Below are 17,162 nucleotides of genomic sequence, written 5' to 3'. Positions count from 1 at the left end.
TCTTCAACCTTTAAAGCTAGAAAACATGAAAATGATACACAATCTAGAAAGGAAAGGATGGGCAACCCCTCTGTGGTATGTTTCTTTATTAGCATTAAGCGGACGGTGTGGCCAAGCAAACAAACCATACAAGAAATCTGCGAGCCATACACTATCCCTTTCAACAGAAATTCCTTCTACAACTAAAGGAATAAACACGCCACCTCCTTCCTTACCAACCATTCCCTATGGGGATCGTAAGGTAGAAGAAAACCTCACAAGAAATATACTGCCCCTTCCTAACTCGACCCATGTAGGTCATGCTACAACACCTATTCCAAATAGTATAAATACACATAGCTTACCCAGCAGTAGTACAGAACAGATTACACAACCAACCAGTGTAACGCAGCATGGCAGCGCATCTGGAAGCAGATTTAGTTGGACAAAGCTTAAAACATGGTTACCAAAGCTAATTACTGGAAATAATAACAGAAACCCAAAACCGGAAGATAAAAAAGCTCACAAGGAAGAAAATAAGCTTTCTTATGATGAGGAATATTCGTTCTTAACTGAAGATGAGGATCCTATTTCCTTAACCGAAGATGAGAAGAATGCGTTCTTAACCGAAGATGAGGATTGAAAATAACGCTCTCCGCAACGGATGGAAAAAACGCCCACTATAACGCTTATCCATCTTGTTTACCAAAACAAGGTGGATCCCCTAACGGGGAGTAAGGAATCAGAAAGTAAAAAGAAGCATTCTTAAAATGCTTAAACCAATGCCTTACGTAACCTAGCTACAGGTAAATGCAGCTGCTCCCTATATTTTGCTACTGTACGACGCGCTACAGAATAGCCTTCTGCTATTAATAATGCCTCAATATGCCCATCTGGATAAGGATTACTTTTATTCTCGCTATCAATTAACTCTAAAATTCTTTTTTTAATTGCCTTATTACTAACATCTTCTCCCGTAACCTTACGAAGGCCTTCTGAAAAGAAAAACTTAAGGGGATAAATGCCAAATTTTCCTTGAACCGATTTTTGATTAACGATTCTGGAAATGGTAGAAGCATCCATAGCAACTTTATCGGCCACATGCTGCAAAATCATAGGGCGCAATTTATCTACCTCCTCCCCTTCTAAGAAAAAGGCCGTTTGTAACGCAACAATCGCTTCCATCGTCTTTAAAAGTGTCTGGCTGCGCTGGCTAAGCGCTTCCATAAACCATTTGGCATCTTCTAACTTTTTTTTTAAGAAAACTACCATTTCCTGAGTGGCTACATCCTGCTTGGCTTTCTGTTCATAGCACTGCAACATGGTAAGATACTTTTGGTTCAAGCAGGGCTTGTAAGTGGAATAATACAGCAGATCAACTACAAGCTTTCCTTCCTTTTCTATTACTATGAAATCAGGAGATAGATACTCATTAGTATAGGGTGCGGTATGTTGTACGTTTGCTGGCCTTGGATTCAACCGAGTAATATGGGCAAAGGCCTCTTTTAATAGCTGCTTATTGGTAATGCCTAACTTTTTTACAATGACCGCATAATGCTTTTTAGTAAATGCTTGGAAACAATTGCTAACTACTTGATAGGCCAATTGTACAACTGGATCCAGTTGATTCTGTGCCTGCAATTGCAGTAATAAACATTCTTGTAAGTTTCTAGCTGCAATACCAGGTGGATCTAAGCTTTGGATAGCCCGCAATACCTGTTCTACCTCCTCTAAAGAAATTTCTAGATAATACATTACATATAAATCTTGCACAATAATTTCCAAATCATAAGGAAGAAACCCCCCTTCATCTAAACTTCCGATTAAATATTCCCCTATGGTATACCCTACTTCACTTAAATGAAGCAGCTGCAGTTGTGCTTTTAACTTTTCCTGAAACGAAAGGATAGCTGGCGTCCAGGTATCCCGCGCTGCCCTGGCTTCTGTTTTGGGATAGGAACCTATTGGGCAACCATACGTATATTCTTGCATCAGGATCTCATCCTCTTCTCTATCAACTACTTCTTGGTTCACTTCCTGGGTATCCTCTAATAAAGGATTAACGGCTATCTCCTTCGTGATATAATTATCCAATGCCGTAGTAGGTAACTGCAGCAATTTAATAAATTGGATTTGTTGTCCAGATAGCTTATGCGCTAGCTTTTGTTCTAATTGTAGTTTTTGCATCTAGCATTCCAGTTGGATAAAATGAAAATTATCTATAAATAAATCTCTAATGCATTAAACATTTTTGCTTAACTGTTCGTAGAACACCCTCCTCTTTAGACTAAAAGTAATTTATATAGACTAGTAGAATTAAAATTAAGAAACTTTTACAATCTCCCCCAAATACCCTCTACGGCAATAAGTCTGTATGTTTACCATTTCCCATAAGTAGGATCATTTTAATAAGCTATGCGGGATGCTACCTTCCCACCAATTCCTTAAACCTAGCATAAGCAAGTTTATACCTTGCTTTAGAAAAAACTTGCTTAGAAAGTGGAAGTTACCTAAACTTCTCTTAACCAGACTTAAAATAGTAGAAAATACTTTTGAAAAAGTACGTTTCCTGTTGCGTGTAAAGCTATTTCCGCCTTTGGAATGGGTTTGCTGCAATAGAAATGAATATACTTTTATCTTTAATTCCCAAAAAAAAATATCCCCCTAAAAATTTTCCATACAAAACGCATTATATACTTTATTTATGGAATAAAAAAAGAAAATTTACACGTTACAGTAAGAACAAAAAGCAAATATGCAATTACACTATAATGCCTATTAATCAGTATAATACAACTCTTAAATTGACGCCATTGCCTGTTCAGGTCAGCGGTTTTAAAGCGATAATACTTTGTAGCTGTTGAAAAGGATTTATCTTTTATAGTTCCAAGTTAGGTACAAAGAGATAATCCGTTCTAAGAACCTATTCCCCTTTTCTGCTTGAATAAAGTAAGCGTTTTTACGCTAGACTACGTAATGTCTGATTGGAGGCCGTTGCAATAGACTTTAAAAATTTTTACCTAACCATGCACATTTATTTTTAGTCAAAGGTTGACTTACATTAATTATTTATATTGATTTGGGTTATTATTTTTAGGATTTTTTATGCTATTTCTAGGGCAATCAAACCAAGTAATCCATTAAGTTTAGTAGATAGAACAGCTAATCAACGTAAATACTTACATTTATCAGGCAAACCTGCCTATAATCCACTGCTTGTGTTTAAAATGGTATTGCTTCACCATAAAAATGGAACTGTAAATGTGTCCGAAAGTTATCAGAAAGATGTAGGTCCAGAAGCAAGTTGGACAAAAAAAAGCATACGCTTTACTATGGCTATAAGCGATTCCTCCTAGTGGAAAGTAAAGAAGGGTTGGTCCTAGCAGAGGGTTGGTCCTAGCAGTCCGTACCACAAAAGCCTCTAGCCATGATAGCAGTAATTCCCCTTATCCCCTACAGCTAAACGGTTTAATCAATTGGTAGCAAAGACACGTTATAAGGGAAGAACGCGTATTTGGTAATATTAAAAATTGGTTCCATACTTCAGGAGCCCGTTATATAGGCCTTGCAAAAACCCATACGCAACAGCTTAGGGAAGCAATAGCCCACAACGTATACAGGTCTCCCAATAGTATAGTAAGCAGTACTTAGGGAGATAGTCTATCCAAAATGGATTAAAAACTATAAAAATCAATAAATAATAAAAACACCTAACCCTATAAGATCAAAAAGCAACCCTAATAAGCGTAGAAACATAGAAAAAATCGATCTATCACAACGGTCTCCAGCATGTGTGGGTACCCTAATAATAACTTTCAAGCCATACCAGGTCTGTTTACTCGGTTTTTTAATGCACCTTAAAAAGGCAAGTAAATCAATAGCATGATTCAAGAAAGCTCTATAAAAGACAACTAACACCCTAGCGATCTCTTTTAAGTAATAGCCTAAGGATGTAACCGCACTATGTCAACCATGGCAATATCTTTCACAGTCTCTAGTTAAATAGATGGGATCAACAAGCTCGCCACATTAAACCTTCCGTATTACCTTACTATTGTTGTACAAACATTATTATGTACCCTAAACAGTTCTGCAGCAAAAACAAATAATTCTAAAAAAGCAGTTTTTCGAAACCTCCAAAGCGCTACGGTAGGTTCAACCCGAAGAAAAGATCAGCAATGCACCTATTTCCGTCAACTTCCAACGCTTTCCTACCATCTCTATTTTGGATATATATATCTATTGAATGTGCCTTATCTTGACCATGCTTAAGCAATAACTTTATTATCTCTATCCAGTTCAAGTTACAAGCTATATGCAACGGGGTCTCACGAATCCAATTTTGAATATTGGGATTTATAGGAAACGATTTATTTTTATCATGCTGAAGCAATAACTTGATAATTTCTAAACTGTTCTTAGATGCAGCAATGTGTAACGGTGTGTGACCAAATCCAGATTGGATATTTGGATTTATTTTAGCATGTTGAAGCAACAAGCTAACAATATCTTTATTATCATCATATACAGCTAAATATAATGCTGTCCAACTCCTGCTATCCCCGCTAACACTATTTCTAGAATTTATAGCATTTATATTCAGCTTATTATCCTGAAGCAGTAAGTTAAGCACTTCCTTGCGTTTTTCAATTACAGCCAAATGTAACGGAGTAATAGCACCATAAACAGAACCTACACTAGCATATTGATTGATATCTGCACCTTTATCTAACAAAAATTTACAAATTGTCGTACGCCCTTTATATATAGCTATAAACAAAGTAGGGAGGGAATTATACATTTCACTTGAACCTTCTTTAATAATATAGGAAAGCATAGCCATTGGATTTAATGGACTACTTGCATGCCTACGTAATACATCGATTGCTATTTCGTCTTTCTCCTGACTGTACTTATCAAATAAATCATAGTAATAATCTATATCGCATATCGACCCTTTAGATGTTTGCATTGTTTTAATTGTATCATTAGGAAAAAATTCATTTCCATATTCCTTTTTTTTCTGACTTTTCTCTATTTCTTTTTCTTTCTTTATAAATTGTTCTTCTTTTGAAACTATGCCCTTTTGATCTTGGTTACTGGTTCCACTCATCATCCCTAACCGACCCCCTGCTCGGCTACATCCCACTAGCATAACAGAAAACAATAAAAACCAGATCATATCACATTTCGTATTATGGATGTTATGGATTACTTTCATACCTTTTAAACATTTAAACAATTTTCTTTACTACATAGTCTCCAAACTAGAGGTTCTTATAATATAATCAACATCAACAATACATATAAGCTATTGCCTATCGTGCACCACATGCACCTGCATATTCCTAATTTACTTACAAGATTCTTATTGCTATATCAAACTCAACCAATGCTTCAATATACTCAGAAACAAACACTATTTGCTCTGGTAACATATTCTGTGGGCTATACCTCCAACATGCTCTTCTAGCTTCTTAACTATTAACTTAGCTGTTTACTCCACTATGCCAAGAAAATACCATACGTGGTCTTCTATACTTTATAGCTTTATCCTATTCTTACAATAGAAGTTCTGTGTGCGCTTCTATAAACCGCTTATTATCATAATAGCAGCAAGTGTACTTACATGCTACCTTTTCTAGTTTTGTACTACGTATAATTTTCTTCCCAGCATTACATGCTAATCCAGTTGTTGTAGTTGAAAATTGAGCGCATAACGGCAACAGTATAATTTTATCTAAAGAGAAACTAAGCACTTATTGTACTACACGCTCAATAAAAGGATACCCTTATCGCCCCCTATACCTACTTTTATACATGTTGTAGCACGCTCCTTACTTTAAAAATTTCATTTCATTTTTATGCTATTTTTTTGCCAGCATTCCAGTTGGATAAAATAAAAATTATCTATAAATTAACTTTTAATGCATTAAACATTTTTGCTTAAGTGTTCGTAGCACATCCTCCTCTTTAGACTAAAAGTAATTTATATTGGCTAGTAGAATTAAAATTAAGAAACTTTTACAATCTCCCCCAAATAGCGAAACGGTTACAGCCAAGGGATGGATTCGGACCAAACGCGTAAGCAAACAAACTGTATTTCTTACCATTAATGATGGTTCTTGTCAGCAAGATTTACAGGTAGTGCTATCTCCTGCACAGCTTCCAGAAAATTTACTCAATCAAATAGGAACAGGGGCTAGTGTTGCCATTACGGGATTTATGGTTGCTTCAATGGGGGAGAAGCAAAACGTAGAATTACATGGTCAGCAAATGGTAGTATTGGGGGATGCACCAAAATATCCACTGCAACCCAAGGCACATTCATTGGAATTTCTACGTACTCTGCTACACCTGCGCTTCCGTACACGCACATTTGGTGCTATATTTCGTATTAGGCATGTAATTAGCTATGCCATACATCGTTTCTTTCATGAGCGTGGTTTTATCTATTTACATACCCCTATTATCACAGCAGCAGATGCAGAAGGAGCTGGTGCATTGTTTCAGGTAACAAGCCCAAACCCCACTGCTCAAGCAGCAGCTGGACCATCTGATCCTACAGAAGCATTTTTTAAAGAGATTGCCCATTTAACGGTATCTGGTCAGCTGGCAGCAGAAGCTGCTGTGATGGGGCTCCATTCCGTTTATACTTTTGGACCTACCTTTAGAGCAGAAAATTCTAACACTAGCCGCCATTTAGCAGAATTCTGGATGGTAGAACCTGAAGTGGCTTTTAACGATTTGGATGATACGATTGCGCTCGCAGAAGAATTGGTAAAAGCATTACTAGATGCGCTACTCGCCAACTGCTCAGAAGAGCTAAAATGGTTGGAACAGCGTACCATACGCAACATAAATGAACCCTCCCCACAACTTCCTCTATTAGAACGCTTAACCTTTGTACGGGAAACCCCTTTTACCCGCATTACTTATACAGAGGCAATTGATATTCTTATGGATGCATTGCCCAATAAAAATGGGACATTTGCCTATCCTATTAAAAGTTGGGGGAGCGACCTTCAATCTGAACATGAACGCTACCTAGTAGAACAACACTTTCAAAGACCTGTTATTGTAACAGATTACCCCAAGGGGCTAAAAGCATTTTACATGCGTCAAAACGATGACAACAAAACCGTAGCCGCTATGGATTTGCTTTTTCCTGGTGTCGGTGAAATAATCGGAGGTTCCCAAAGGGAAGAACGCATGGATTATTTAACAGCAGCCATGCAACGCATGCATATTTCGCTAGCGGATTTAAATTGGTATCTGGATACAAGGCGTTTTGGTACGATACCCCATAGCGGCTTTGGGATGGGATTAGAGCGTTTTATGCTCTTTGCAACAGGTATGGAAAACATACGCGACGTTATTCCATTTCCACGTACACCGGGCCATATAGCATGCTAATTTTGAGGCGTTTCGCAAACATTAAAACATTTCTTATTAAAAACCAATCTAATTGTATGAAGTCATCCAAAAACTTAACACAAAAAATAAAGCTATAAGAAACCTGTTAAAACAGTATTATGGATCAAATTTGCTGTTGCAAGCATAATGGAAATCTGACCGATACTTTCTATTAAATCGCTATCACGTGTTTAGAAAGTGGTAGGGTGGTATTCGGGAACTTGTTTGGTATTGCCCTAAAAGTGGAAACATTTCCAAAAATCTTCTGCCTTATCCGATGTAGTAATAACTGCCAACTAAACTAACTATAACCAGATAAATCCCTACTAATACAAACATAATGGCATCGGATTTTAATATAATTCATTCTTTGGCCATGATATTGGTACAGACATTGGCTGAGTAACTCTAAAGAAGCCTCTAACTCTTGCTGATTGGCTTGCTTATTGAGGATAACATGTAATTGTTTTAACTGTATTTCATTAATTTTATCTCCTCTCAATAAATAGGCATATGCACTATAAATCTTTACGATCAACCTATATACTGCATTGAAAAAAGCTGCCCAGATGCATGTCGTTTAAATCCATAGCAGCGCCGCAGTAAGAGCAGTATCTCTGCAATAATGGGTGGCTTTTTTCCTTATTATAAGGATTATAAGATAGCGTTGAGAGAAGTACTTCTCTTACTAGACTGAATAAGTACAAGTTATGGGTTATAATTGAAGGGAAGCAATAAAAGCCGTATCAAGTCCAGTAATTTTCGCAATAAAGGAGATCTCAGCACCATTCACTAGCATGGCTTTAGCTATTTCAATTTTACCTTGCATTATATCTTTCTCCATACCCTTTTCCATGCCTTGCATTATCCCCTGCTGTCTGCCTTCTTCGATGTATTTCTGCGCAATCGTTCTCATAATCGTAGCTGTTTCTTCTTTAGATAGATGACCCGAAATGATCTGTTCTAATGCCGCCTGTTTTTCTTCCGGTAGCTTCGCATCGCTATACCATACCAAAGCTTTTATACAAATATAACCTTTTTCTTTATCTACTAAGAGGGCGTGTTGGCAGTGTGTAAATAGGTTTTCCCATAATTTGAGCATATCGCGTTTATGGATGTGTTTAAGCAGGTATTCAAACATAGCCAAATGCCTCTTTTGTAAGATGGCATCATCTGGCATACTCTGTAAATCAATGAGCTGATAATCTTCAGCCATTCATTTTGGGGCTTGTGCAGGGTTGCTAAACAATTGCCATACATTCCTGGGTGCTTGGTATGGTTTAGAGCCATGGTAAATTACAATGGGACATATTAAAGGTAACCTGTTTTTATTTTTCCTATTGCGTTCGCATAACAAAAGCATGTATTTCCATAAGCGCAATGCCATCCAATGATCTGGTATAACTTGTTCCTCAATTAATACATAGACAAAAGCTTTTTCCTGATTTTTGGTTTTAACGGAATAGAGGAGATCGGTTAGTTTTCTTTTAAGGTCACCTTCAACAAAAGATTCTTTTTCTATGGTGATCTGACTTAAATCAACAAGCGCTTTAAAGTCAGCTGGTAAATAGTGTTCTAGAAATTCCTTCGCAGCTAGCTGGTCCGTTAAGATCTTTTTGATTAAAGCATCCTATTTTGGATTGTTGCTCATACTGCCTTATAGTTTAAACGGAAGAGGGGCATAAACTATATTCTTAAAAAGCTGACACTGTTACGCCTTTGCCTGTATCTAACTTAATCTTAAAATAAGGAAATACCTATCTTAACAAAATAAGGCTATTGCTTGTTTATAAGCAATGCTTCCTCCGCTGCCTGCTTCAAGAGGATAGCCATGCCTGGTTCTCCATAGCGCTGGGCCAGCTCCACGTCGATGGTTAAGCTTTCTTTGGCCATGGCTTGTACAACGGTAGGATCTTTGTAACCGGAAGCATGCTTTAAATCATATAACCGCTCTGCCAGCTTCACATAGAGTACAGAAAAATACTCTTTTTGCAAGGATTCCTTAAAGCGGTTGGCAATAGCCAGCAACGATTTCTCTAAACGCTTCCGGCTGTCGATAGCGATTACGTTTTCTACAAAGCAGTAGACGATTAGGTGGTAATTGGCTTTGATATAGGAAAGCGGCAGGCGGGTATAGCGGACCAAATCATACAGCAGCGTCGCATAAACCAGTTTAGCATGGCCATCTGTCCAAGCAGCTACCCACTCAGCAATTCCTACGGCACGTACATAAAAAAGCTGACCCGATGCATGCCGTTTAAATCCATAGCAGCGCCTTAATAAGAGCAGTATCTCTGCAATAAGGAAAGGATCTATACTTTCAAAGGAAGGAATCCAATCATGAAAAGCGGACAATGTTGCTAACGATGCGGTCTTTTCATGGGGCGTAATAGAGACTTCCTCCTGCGTACCCGCTTCCCTCGGTAAGGAAAGTGCTAGCATCTCCTCTCTTACTTGGGTCACATCCAGCGGGAGTAGGCAGACCAGCTGTTCTGCATGCGGCAACAACAGAAGTCCATAGTGCGCATGCACAATCGATGCTAAATTTTCTTTGTGTAGGTTTACCTTTTGCGGAGATACAAAAGGATCCACTGGTTGGGTAGTCGCAGGGCTTTCCACGTCATATATTGCTTGTAGGGTAGGCATGCTTTTTTCTCCAACACACAATATTAACGCCAACGCAGGAAAAGAGATACAATCAGGATCTCCATCCGCTTCAAGCGGTTCTCTCTTTTTGTAGCGCAATTGGGTAAGTTGCAGCTGTAGCGTAATAGGGAAACGAAAGGAAGCGCTGGATTGCCTTACATGGTTAAGAGCCAGGAAGAGAAGCCGTACCAACTGCTCCCTATCGCCTAGCATGGTATCGGGTATATTTACGACTTCCTCTACCCATAAACCAGGTAAGTAGCCTTTTTCTTTTTGGTAGGCTAGCTCTCCTGCATCGATAAGCGCTTCTAATGGAATAACCTTTGGTTGTAAAAGAAGCTGGTCTTGGCGTTTGGCTCGTGATCTAAAATAGTAGGCCCATTCTGCAAATTTATCGATGATGCTTTGGAAGTCTTCCTTGAGGAAGGGGGTAGTACTGTTTACAAAGGCAATAGATTGCGTAACATGTTGGATGGCTTTTTCTAAAATAGTTCCCTCTTGGGCTAAGGCGTTTTGAGGGGAAGCAGTAGGGAGTTCTTCGCTATAGGCTAACCTTTTTAATGCATAGGCTTCTTTATATGCTTGTTGTTTCCGTAAATAATCGGCACATTCTTGTTGTATGCTGTTTTGCTGCTTTAAATATACAAGCAATGTTAAAAAACATACGCCCGCTACCAGCAAGGAAAATAGTACCATAGGAGCAGGCCATAGGATCGTTGTTTTGAAACAGTACATGACCAACACAGCAACCGCTGTAACAAACAGGCCCCTTAGGCTCCAGTAGAGCGGTAACGCCCATAATAAAACCGCTCCATGGGTAAAAAATAAAATGAAGGAGAGCAAAAAATCCTGGACTAAACAACAACTTATCAGCATATGTAAAGGAAGGGAAGTCAATAAACTAAAAAACCAACAGCTGCCTACTACCCCATCTGGTAGGATAGGGTAGCCATAGACGGCATATCCCATGTAGAACAAGCCGATACAAGACAACAACAATAAGCTATAGCTGTATATACTTTGTCCACTATCGTCATAGCAATGGCCAAAGCTAGTAGCTCCTATAACAAGTAAATAGATACCTGTTAACAGCAACATTACCCTAGATGGCTTTAGCTTCGCTCTATGCTCTTGCGAAAAAAAGCGTTCCCTTTCTTGTTTACTACGCCTTGCGATTCTTGCCTTTTCCTGCTGCCTTTGCTGGTAGATCTTATCAGGAGGCACCCAGCCAGTTCCTGCTGGCTGGGGCAATAGGTAGTGGGCAGCTAGCATCGCTAAGCCGTTGGCCAGCATAGAAGGAAAGGCACCATTGATACCAGTTATGGGTTTAATCCACCGGTTCCAAGCTAGGATAGCTACTATACCAGTAGCCATACCGATTAAGGCTGTACGGGATGTTCCACGGAAACCATAGACAGCCAAGAGAAAAGGAGCGGTTATGATGGGAACTCCAAGATCAAAAACGAGCATTAACAGTGTAAATAAATCCTTTTTCCAAAAGACCAACAGCATAGCACAAATACCTACTACTAAAGCAGTTAATCTAGCCAATACAAGTTTATGCTTATCTGTTAGCACTCTATTAGCTTGTATACTGCCTACTACATCATGACTTACCATGACGGCGCATACATTTAATTTAGAATCTGCCGTAGACATGGCCATAGCCAGTAAACTAATGGCAATGAGCCCTTTGAAAATAGCAGGAAGCGTTCCAAATATATAGGGCCAAATTTGGAGTACTGATAATGACGGAACCTTGACAAAAAGAAAAAATGCTATTAAAGCTATAAATCCTACTATTATAGAACTAAAGATGCCAGCATGTATAAACAACTTTCTAGCCTGTATAGGGCTAGAAGCCATATAGATCCGTTGTACCGTAGTGGGCTGAATAAAAGAAGCTAAATTGGCTAAAAATAATACAGTTACGCCCAATAGTTTATCCACATGCAAACAGCTACTCAGCTGAAATTTTGGTTCCTTGTGCAAAATGGAGGCTACTTCTACCATTGATTGGTTGGTTGCCCTAAATATAAACCAGGCTACCGAGGGAATAATAACCGTAAAAGTTATAAACTGTAATACATCCGTAAAAGTAACCGAACGAATGCCCCCAAACATGGAATAAAGGATAAGTATAAGCGTAGCTATCCCTGTTATGCCATTTCGCAGCATTGCTTCGTTATCACTACCACTTAAATCTATACAGGCTTCAATAGCCTTAGTAGTAGCAATAATTTGCATAGCAAGCGAGATCATGTTACAAATAATAGAAACCAAAGCAACAACCAATCTAGGCAGCTTACCATAGATGGAACCTATACTTTCTGCTAACGAGAGATGCTGCATAAAAGGACCCATACGTAACATCAAAGGACTTAATATCCAGAAACCAATGGAGGCAGAAGAAAGCTGTAATATCCAGAAAAGCCCCTGCTCATAAATTTGCTCTACATTACGCAATAAACCTCCTCCGCCAAAGGCAGTGGCCAACATAGTTGCCACCAGTGTCGCCGTAGCAAAGTTTTTATTGCCTATGGCATATTCCCGAAAAGTCTTTACCTTCCTACTGTAATACAATCCTACTACTAAGGTCAATAGCAAAAAAGCCATTACCATTACAAGGGGTAAATTATTGAATAGTGTCATTGTGCGTAAATAAAAAATTAGTTTTGTACAGCCATAGCCTAGGTACAACAACTATAGCTTAATCACAGTTAAGTATACGATATATAGCGCTATAAAACCAAATTATTTCATATTAATGTATAAAAATTGTTAAAAAAACCTATTACCCCATCTGGGATTTTGTTAATAAAAAAGGCTACATAGCCTATATACGCAAAAGCCGCTATACGCCCCCATACAAAATTATTTTTCTCGGAATATCCTACCAATCCTACCCTCCGTTTAACGGATTTAGCTTCGGTTAGTGCACTAGTGAAACAAATGGGTATCAAACATATCTGTAAATTTTGCTGTTAATTTGGATGCAACAGAAAGCTTGGTATCCTGCCTAAATACCATGTCTAATAGCCATATGACACCTGAACAATTGCAAACTATGGGCATAAAAGCAGGCTTTATGCGCCTATCCTGTGGCATTGAGGATGCGCAAGAGCTGATAGAAGCGCTAGATAGAACCTTAGGGAGTTGCAAAAGTTTCCCCCGGCTCTTATCCAACTGGATGCAATGCTTGCCAAATAGCGTCCTTAAGCTGCGTCAGCCCCTCTTCTGTATGGGCAGAAATAAATAGTGTTTGTATAGGGGAGGGTATCGTTCGTACTAAATCAGCTCGAGCTGTTGAATCTAGTAAATCTATCTTTGTGATAACCAGTAATCTTGGCTTATCAAGCAACAAAGGATTATAGGCGGTTAGTTCTCTTTGCAGTAACGCATAGGCTTTCCCTATATCTGCAACCGTAGCCTCAACCATAAAGACTAAAACTGAGTTGCGCTCAATGTGGCGTAGGAAACGTATCCCTAACCCCTTACCAGTAGAAGCACCTTCTATAATACCTGGCATATCTGCCATTACAAAAGAACCTTGCTCCCGGTAAGCTACCACACCAAGATTAGGCAGCAAAGTAGTAAATGGATAATCAGCAATACGTGGTTTAGCAGCCGAAATAACGGAAAGCAAAGTAGATTTACCCACATTAGGCAAGCCTACCAGACCTACATCTGCCAATAACTTTAACTCTAATACAATCCAAGCTGCTAGCCCTGCTTCACCTGGGTAAGCAATACGAGGCACTTGATGGGTAGCCGTTTTAAAGTGGGCATTCCCCCACCCTCCTTTTCCCCCTTCCAATAGGAGATACTTTTTTTTATCCTCCAGAATTTCCAGCAATATTTCTTCCCCATCTTCAGACTTGGCTACGGTTCCCAATGGAACATCCAAGACCACATCTTTACCATTGGCACCTGTTTTACAGCCATCTCCCCCAGTCTGTCCATTGGGCGCATGCACATGCTTGCGGTACTTCAAATGTAATAAAGTGGCATACTGCTTATTACCGCGCAATATAATATGTCCTCCCCTCCCACCATCTCCCCCATCTGGACCTCCCTTGGGCAGAAATTTCGCCCGCATAAAATGGATTATGCCAGCACCTCCCTTCCCCGAACGAAGCTGCATCTTAACATAATCCACAAAATTAGGTATTCCCATAAGACGCTAGGATGGCTTCAATGATTTGGGCTATCTGATCAGGCTGTTGCGAACCATCTACCTTATGGAGCTTATGCTGGCTTTGATAGTAATTGATTACAGGAAGCGTTTCTCGCGCATAGGTGTCCATACGTGTTCTAATTTTGGTATCATCTTGGTCATCTATTCTTCCCTCAATAATCGCCCGATTCCTAAGCCTCTCTAGCAATAGCGCTTCTGGAACATCTAAAAAAATAACCGCATCTATTTTCTTATGGTAGGTAGGTAATACCGCATCCAAATAGGTTGCCTGATTTACATTTCTAGGGAAACCATCGTATAATATAGATTGCGCTACCGGTTGCGCTTGAATTACTTGTAGCACCAATTTTAAAGATATCGCATCTGGTACCAGCCGACCATGATGCATGTATTGCTCAATTAACGCTTTATCGGGTCCATTTTCCGCAACTTGCTGGCGCAATAGCAACCCTACGGATAGCGATACAAAATGGTGGGTACGAACCAGCCTTTCAGCTTGTGTCCCTTTGCCAGAACCAGGCGGACCAAATAAAACAATATGTAACATAATTGACAATAAGCTTTATAAATAATAAAATAATATATGCTCTCTATAGCCTCTACCCACTACACATAACGCAATCTGCTGCTTTTTTCTGTATGGTAAATTTAATGGCATCTGCTGCTGGCTTCGTACGCAAGTAATACATCCCTGTTTTTAAGCCTTTTCGCCAGGCATAAAAATGCATAGAAGTTAATCTACCCATAGTAGGCGCCTTAACATAGAGATTTAAACTTTGGCTTTGACAAATATAGGGCGCACGGTCTGCAGCCATGTCAATGATTGCTTTCTGAGGAATCTCCCAAACCGTTCTATACAATGCTTTAACAGGAGCGGGAATAGCCGCTATATCTTGAATAGAGCCATTGCCTACCATCAAGGCTTCCTTCATGGACTCATTCCAAATACCTAACTGTATCAAATTCTCTAACAGATACTTATTCACTACAATAAATTCACCAGAAAGAACCCTTCTCACATAAATATTAGCTGTATAAGGCTCTATACATTCACTATTACCCAATATTTGAGCGGTTGAAGCAGTGGGCATGAGTGCTATCAGCAATGAATTTCTTACGCCATACCGTGCTATCTCCGTACGCAAATGCGCCCAATCCCATCTACCGGAAGTAGGGGTTACTCCCCACATATCAAACTGAAGGATACCCTGCGCAATAGGGGACCCCACATAGCTCTCATATACCCCTTCCTTTTTTGCTAAATCTTTAGAAGCTGTTAAGGCCGCAAAATAAATCGCCTCAAAAATTTCTTGATTGAGCAGCCGCGCCGCTGGACTATCAAAAACCAGCTTCATCTGCAAAAAAACATCTGCCAACCCCTGTACCCCAATACCAATAGGCCTATGCTTTCTATTAGAAGTAGCGCTCTCTGCTACAGGGTAGTAATTTTTATCGATAACCTTATTCAGATTGTGGGTTATAGCATAAGTTATGGTATACAAGCGCATATAATCAAAAGAGCAATCTGCCTTCACGCACATAGACAGCGCAATAGAAGCAAGGTTACAGACCGCAATTTCCTCAGGGGAGGTATACTCTATAATTTCTGCACAAAGATTACTAGACTTAATAGTGCCCAAATGCTTCTGATTGGACTTTTGGTTAGCGGCATCCTTATAGAGCATATAAGGCGTACCTGTCTCAATTTGAGATTCTAAAATAGCAAACCAGAGTTCCTGCGCTTTTATGGTACGCCGTGCCTTCCCTGCTTGTTCATAATGTACATACTTATCCTCAAAAGCAGATCCGTAACAATCTGATAACCCAGCTGCCTCATTCGGACAAAACAGCGACCATAGCCCATCCTCAGCTACCCGTTTCATAAATAAATCTGGTATCCACAATGCGTAAAAAAGATCTCTCGCCCGCCTTTCCTCCTTCCCATGATTTTTTTTTAGATCCAAGAAATCAAAAATATCTAAATGCCAGGGCTCTATATAAATGGCAAAGCTTCCTTTTCGTTTCCCTCCTCCTTGGTCCACGTAACGGGCCGTCATATCAAAGTTACGCAGCATAGGTACAATGCCATTGGAAACACCATTCGTACCACGAATATAGGAACCTGAAGCGCGTATATTATGGATGCTTACGCCAATACCACCAGCAGACTGAGATATTTTAGCACACTGCTTCAATGTATTATAGATCCCCTCAATACTATCATCCTGCATCATCAATAAAAAGCAGGAAGAAAGCTGTGGCTTAGGAGTGGCTGCATTGAAAAGTGTAGGGGTCGCATGCGTAAACCATCTGTTCGACATCAACCGATAGGTCTCTAGGACAGCCTCCATATCTTCCCCATGTATCCCCAACGCTACACGCATCAACATATATTGTGGGCGTTCCGCTATTTTCCCATTCATCTTAAGCAAATAGGAACGCTCTAACGTCCTAAAACCAAAATAATCATAGGTAAAATCCCGCTCCTGTACAATCGCTTCATCCAAATAAGCTGCGTGCGCCATGACAATTTTATAAACCGATCGATCGATCAAGGAAGCATTTTCTCCTGTTACAGGATTCACATAATGGTAAAGCCGCTTTATGGTACTAGAAAAAGACTTACTCGTCTCCTTATGCAAATTAGAAATGGCTATACGTGCAGCTAAAATGGCATAATCTGGATGGCTTACAGTCATTGCTGCTACAGTCTCTGCCGCCAAACTATCTATGGCAACCGTAGTTACCTGATCATAGATACCCTCAATAATTTTTTTAACAACAACAATGGTATCGATATAATCTCTATTCAGACCATAGCAGAGTTTCTCTAGCCTACTGGTTATTTTATCAAATTTTACCGATTCTAAACGCCCGTCTCGTTTTACAACTAGCATGGATAGCTTATAAAAATAAATAATTG

General features: G+C 39.4%; 11 protein-coding genes and 3 pseudogenes. 5 read left to right on the top strand and 9 right to left on the bottom strand.

The features are described from left to right. Window positions 1-31: 31 nt before the first annotated feature. On the top strand, window positions 32-622 hold the full coding sequence (locus DK880_RS03810; RefSeq protein WP_204082255.1) for a hypothetical protein: 591 nt from the start codon (window positions 32-34) through the stop codon (window positions 620-622). A 131-nt stretch (window positions 623-753) separates the two neighbouring features. On the opposite strand, the gene rpoN is transcribed toward DK880_RS03810, so the two are convergent. After that, window positions 754-2,166: an RNA polymerase factor sigma-54 gene (gene rpoN / locus DK880_RS03805; protein ID WP_109997478.1), complete on the bottom strand. Its 1,413-nt coding sequence runs from the start codon at window positions 2,164-2,166 to the stop codon at window positions 754-756. Between the two features lie 634 nt (window positions 2,167-2,800). Further along, a pseudogene (locus tag DK880_RS05560) lies at window positions 2,801-2,964 on the bottom strand (IS66 family transposase); the annotation flags it as partial. 260 nt (window positions 2,965-3,224) lie between these two features. Here DK880_RS05560 and DK880_RS03795 point away from each other — a divergent pair. Further along, window positions 3,225-3,630 (top strand): annotated as a pseudogene (locus DK880_RS03795) (transposase); the annotation flags it as partial. Window positions 3,631-4,123: 493 nt separating this feature from the next. On the opposite strand, the gene DK880_RS03785 reads toward DK880_RS03795, so the two are convergent. Both DK880_RS03785 and DK880_RS05710 read right to left on the bottom strand, forming a co-directional pair. Continuing rightward, window positions 4,124-5,200 (bottom strand): ankyrin repeat domain-containing protein, encoded by a 1,077-nt coding sequence (locus tag DK880_RS03785; protein WP_109997475.1) that lies wholly within the window; start codon window positions 5,198-5,200, stop codon window positions 4,124-4,126. A gap of 340 nt (window positions 5,201-5,540) precedes the next feature. Then, the gene (locus DK880_RS05710) at window positions 5,541-5,738 is read right to left on the bottom strand and encodes a ferrochelatase (RefSeq protein ID WP_109997474.1); all 198 of its coding nucleotides are present in this window, start codon (window positions 5,736-5,738) and stop codon (window positions 5,541-5,543) included. A 235-nt stretch (window positions 5,739-5,973) separates the two neighbouring features. Here DK880_RS05710 and asnS point away from each other — a divergent pair, with 235 nt between their 5' ends. Beyond that, window positions 5,974-7,395 (top strand): asparagine--tRNA ligase, encoded by a 1,422-nt coding sequence (asnS, locus tag DK880_RS03775; protein WP_420886308.1) that lies wholly within the window; start codon window positions 5,974-5,976, stop codon window positions 7,393-7,395. 715 nt (window positions 7,396-8,110) lie between these two features. On the opposite strand, the pseudogene DK880_RS05555 reads toward asnS, so the two are convergent. Further along, window positions 8,111-9,016 (bottom strand): annotated as a pseudogene (locus DK880_RS05555) (Rpn family recombination-promoting nuclease/putative transposase). 155 nt (window positions 9,017-9,171) lie between these two features. After that, window positions 9,172-12,693 (bottom strand): sodium:solute symporter family transporter, encoded by a 3,522-nt coding sequence (locus DK880_RS03760; protein ID WP_109997471.1) that lies wholly within the window; start codon window positions 12,691-12,693, stop codon window positions 9,172-9,174. Window positions 12,694-12,879: 186 nt separating this feature from the next. Between DK880_RS03760 and DK880_RS05705 the strand changes: the two genes are divergently transcribed. Beyond that, window positions 12,880-13,029, top strand: coding sequence for a PLP-dependent transferase (locus tag DK880_RS05705; RefSeq protein ID WP_109997714.1), 150 nt, complete (start codon window positions 12,880-12,882; stop codon window positions 13,027-13,029). Continuing rightward, window positions 13,007-13,300 carry a PLP-dependent transferase gene (locus DK880_RS05700; RefSeq protein WP_109997470.1) on the top strand — a complete coding sequence of 98 codons (294 nt, stop codon included), beginning with the start codon at window positions 13,007-13,009 and terminating at the stop codon, window positions 13,298-13,300. The genes DK880_RS05705 and DK880_RS05700 overlap by 23 nt, the downstream gene beginning before the upstream one ends. On the opposite strand, the gene obgE is transcribed toward DK880_RS05700, so the two are convergent. The 3 genes from obgE to DK880_RS03735 are packed head-to-tail and all read right to left on the bottom strand — an operon-like array spanning window position 13,220 to window position 17,136. Then, complete coding sequence (gene obgE / locus DK880_RS03745; RefSeq protein WP_109997469.1) at window positions 13,220-14,218, bottom strand: GTPase ObgE; 999 nt, start codon at window positions 14,216-14,218, stop codon at window positions 13,220-13,222. The two genes, DK880_RS05700 and obgE, sit on opposite strands and share 81 nt — an antisense overlap. Next, entirely contained in the window at window positions 14,205-14,786 is a 582-nt protein-coding gene (locus DK880_RS03740; RefSeq protein WP_109997468.1) for an adenylate kinase, read from the bottom strand. The genes obgE and DK880_RS03740 overlap by 14 nt, the downstream gene beginning before the upstream one ends. A gap of 52 nt (window positions 14,787-14,838) precedes the next feature. Next, window positions 14,839-17,136 (bottom strand): ribonucleoside-diphosphate reductase subunit alpha, encoded by a 2,298-nt coding sequence (locus tag DK880_RS03735; RefSeq protein WP_109997467.1) that lies wholly within the window; start codon window positions 17,134-17,136, stop codon window positions 14,839-14,841. Window positions 17,137-17,162: the final 26 nt, after the last annotated feature.

Source organism: Candidatus Cardinium hertigii (assembly GCF_003176915.1).
In the GTDB taxonomy this organism is placed as follows: domain Bacteria; phylum Bacteroidota; class Bacteroidia; order Cytophagales; family Amoebophilaceae; genus Cardinium; species Cardinium hertigii_A.
This window is presented reverse-complemented; position numbering and strand designations above follow the sequence as displayed.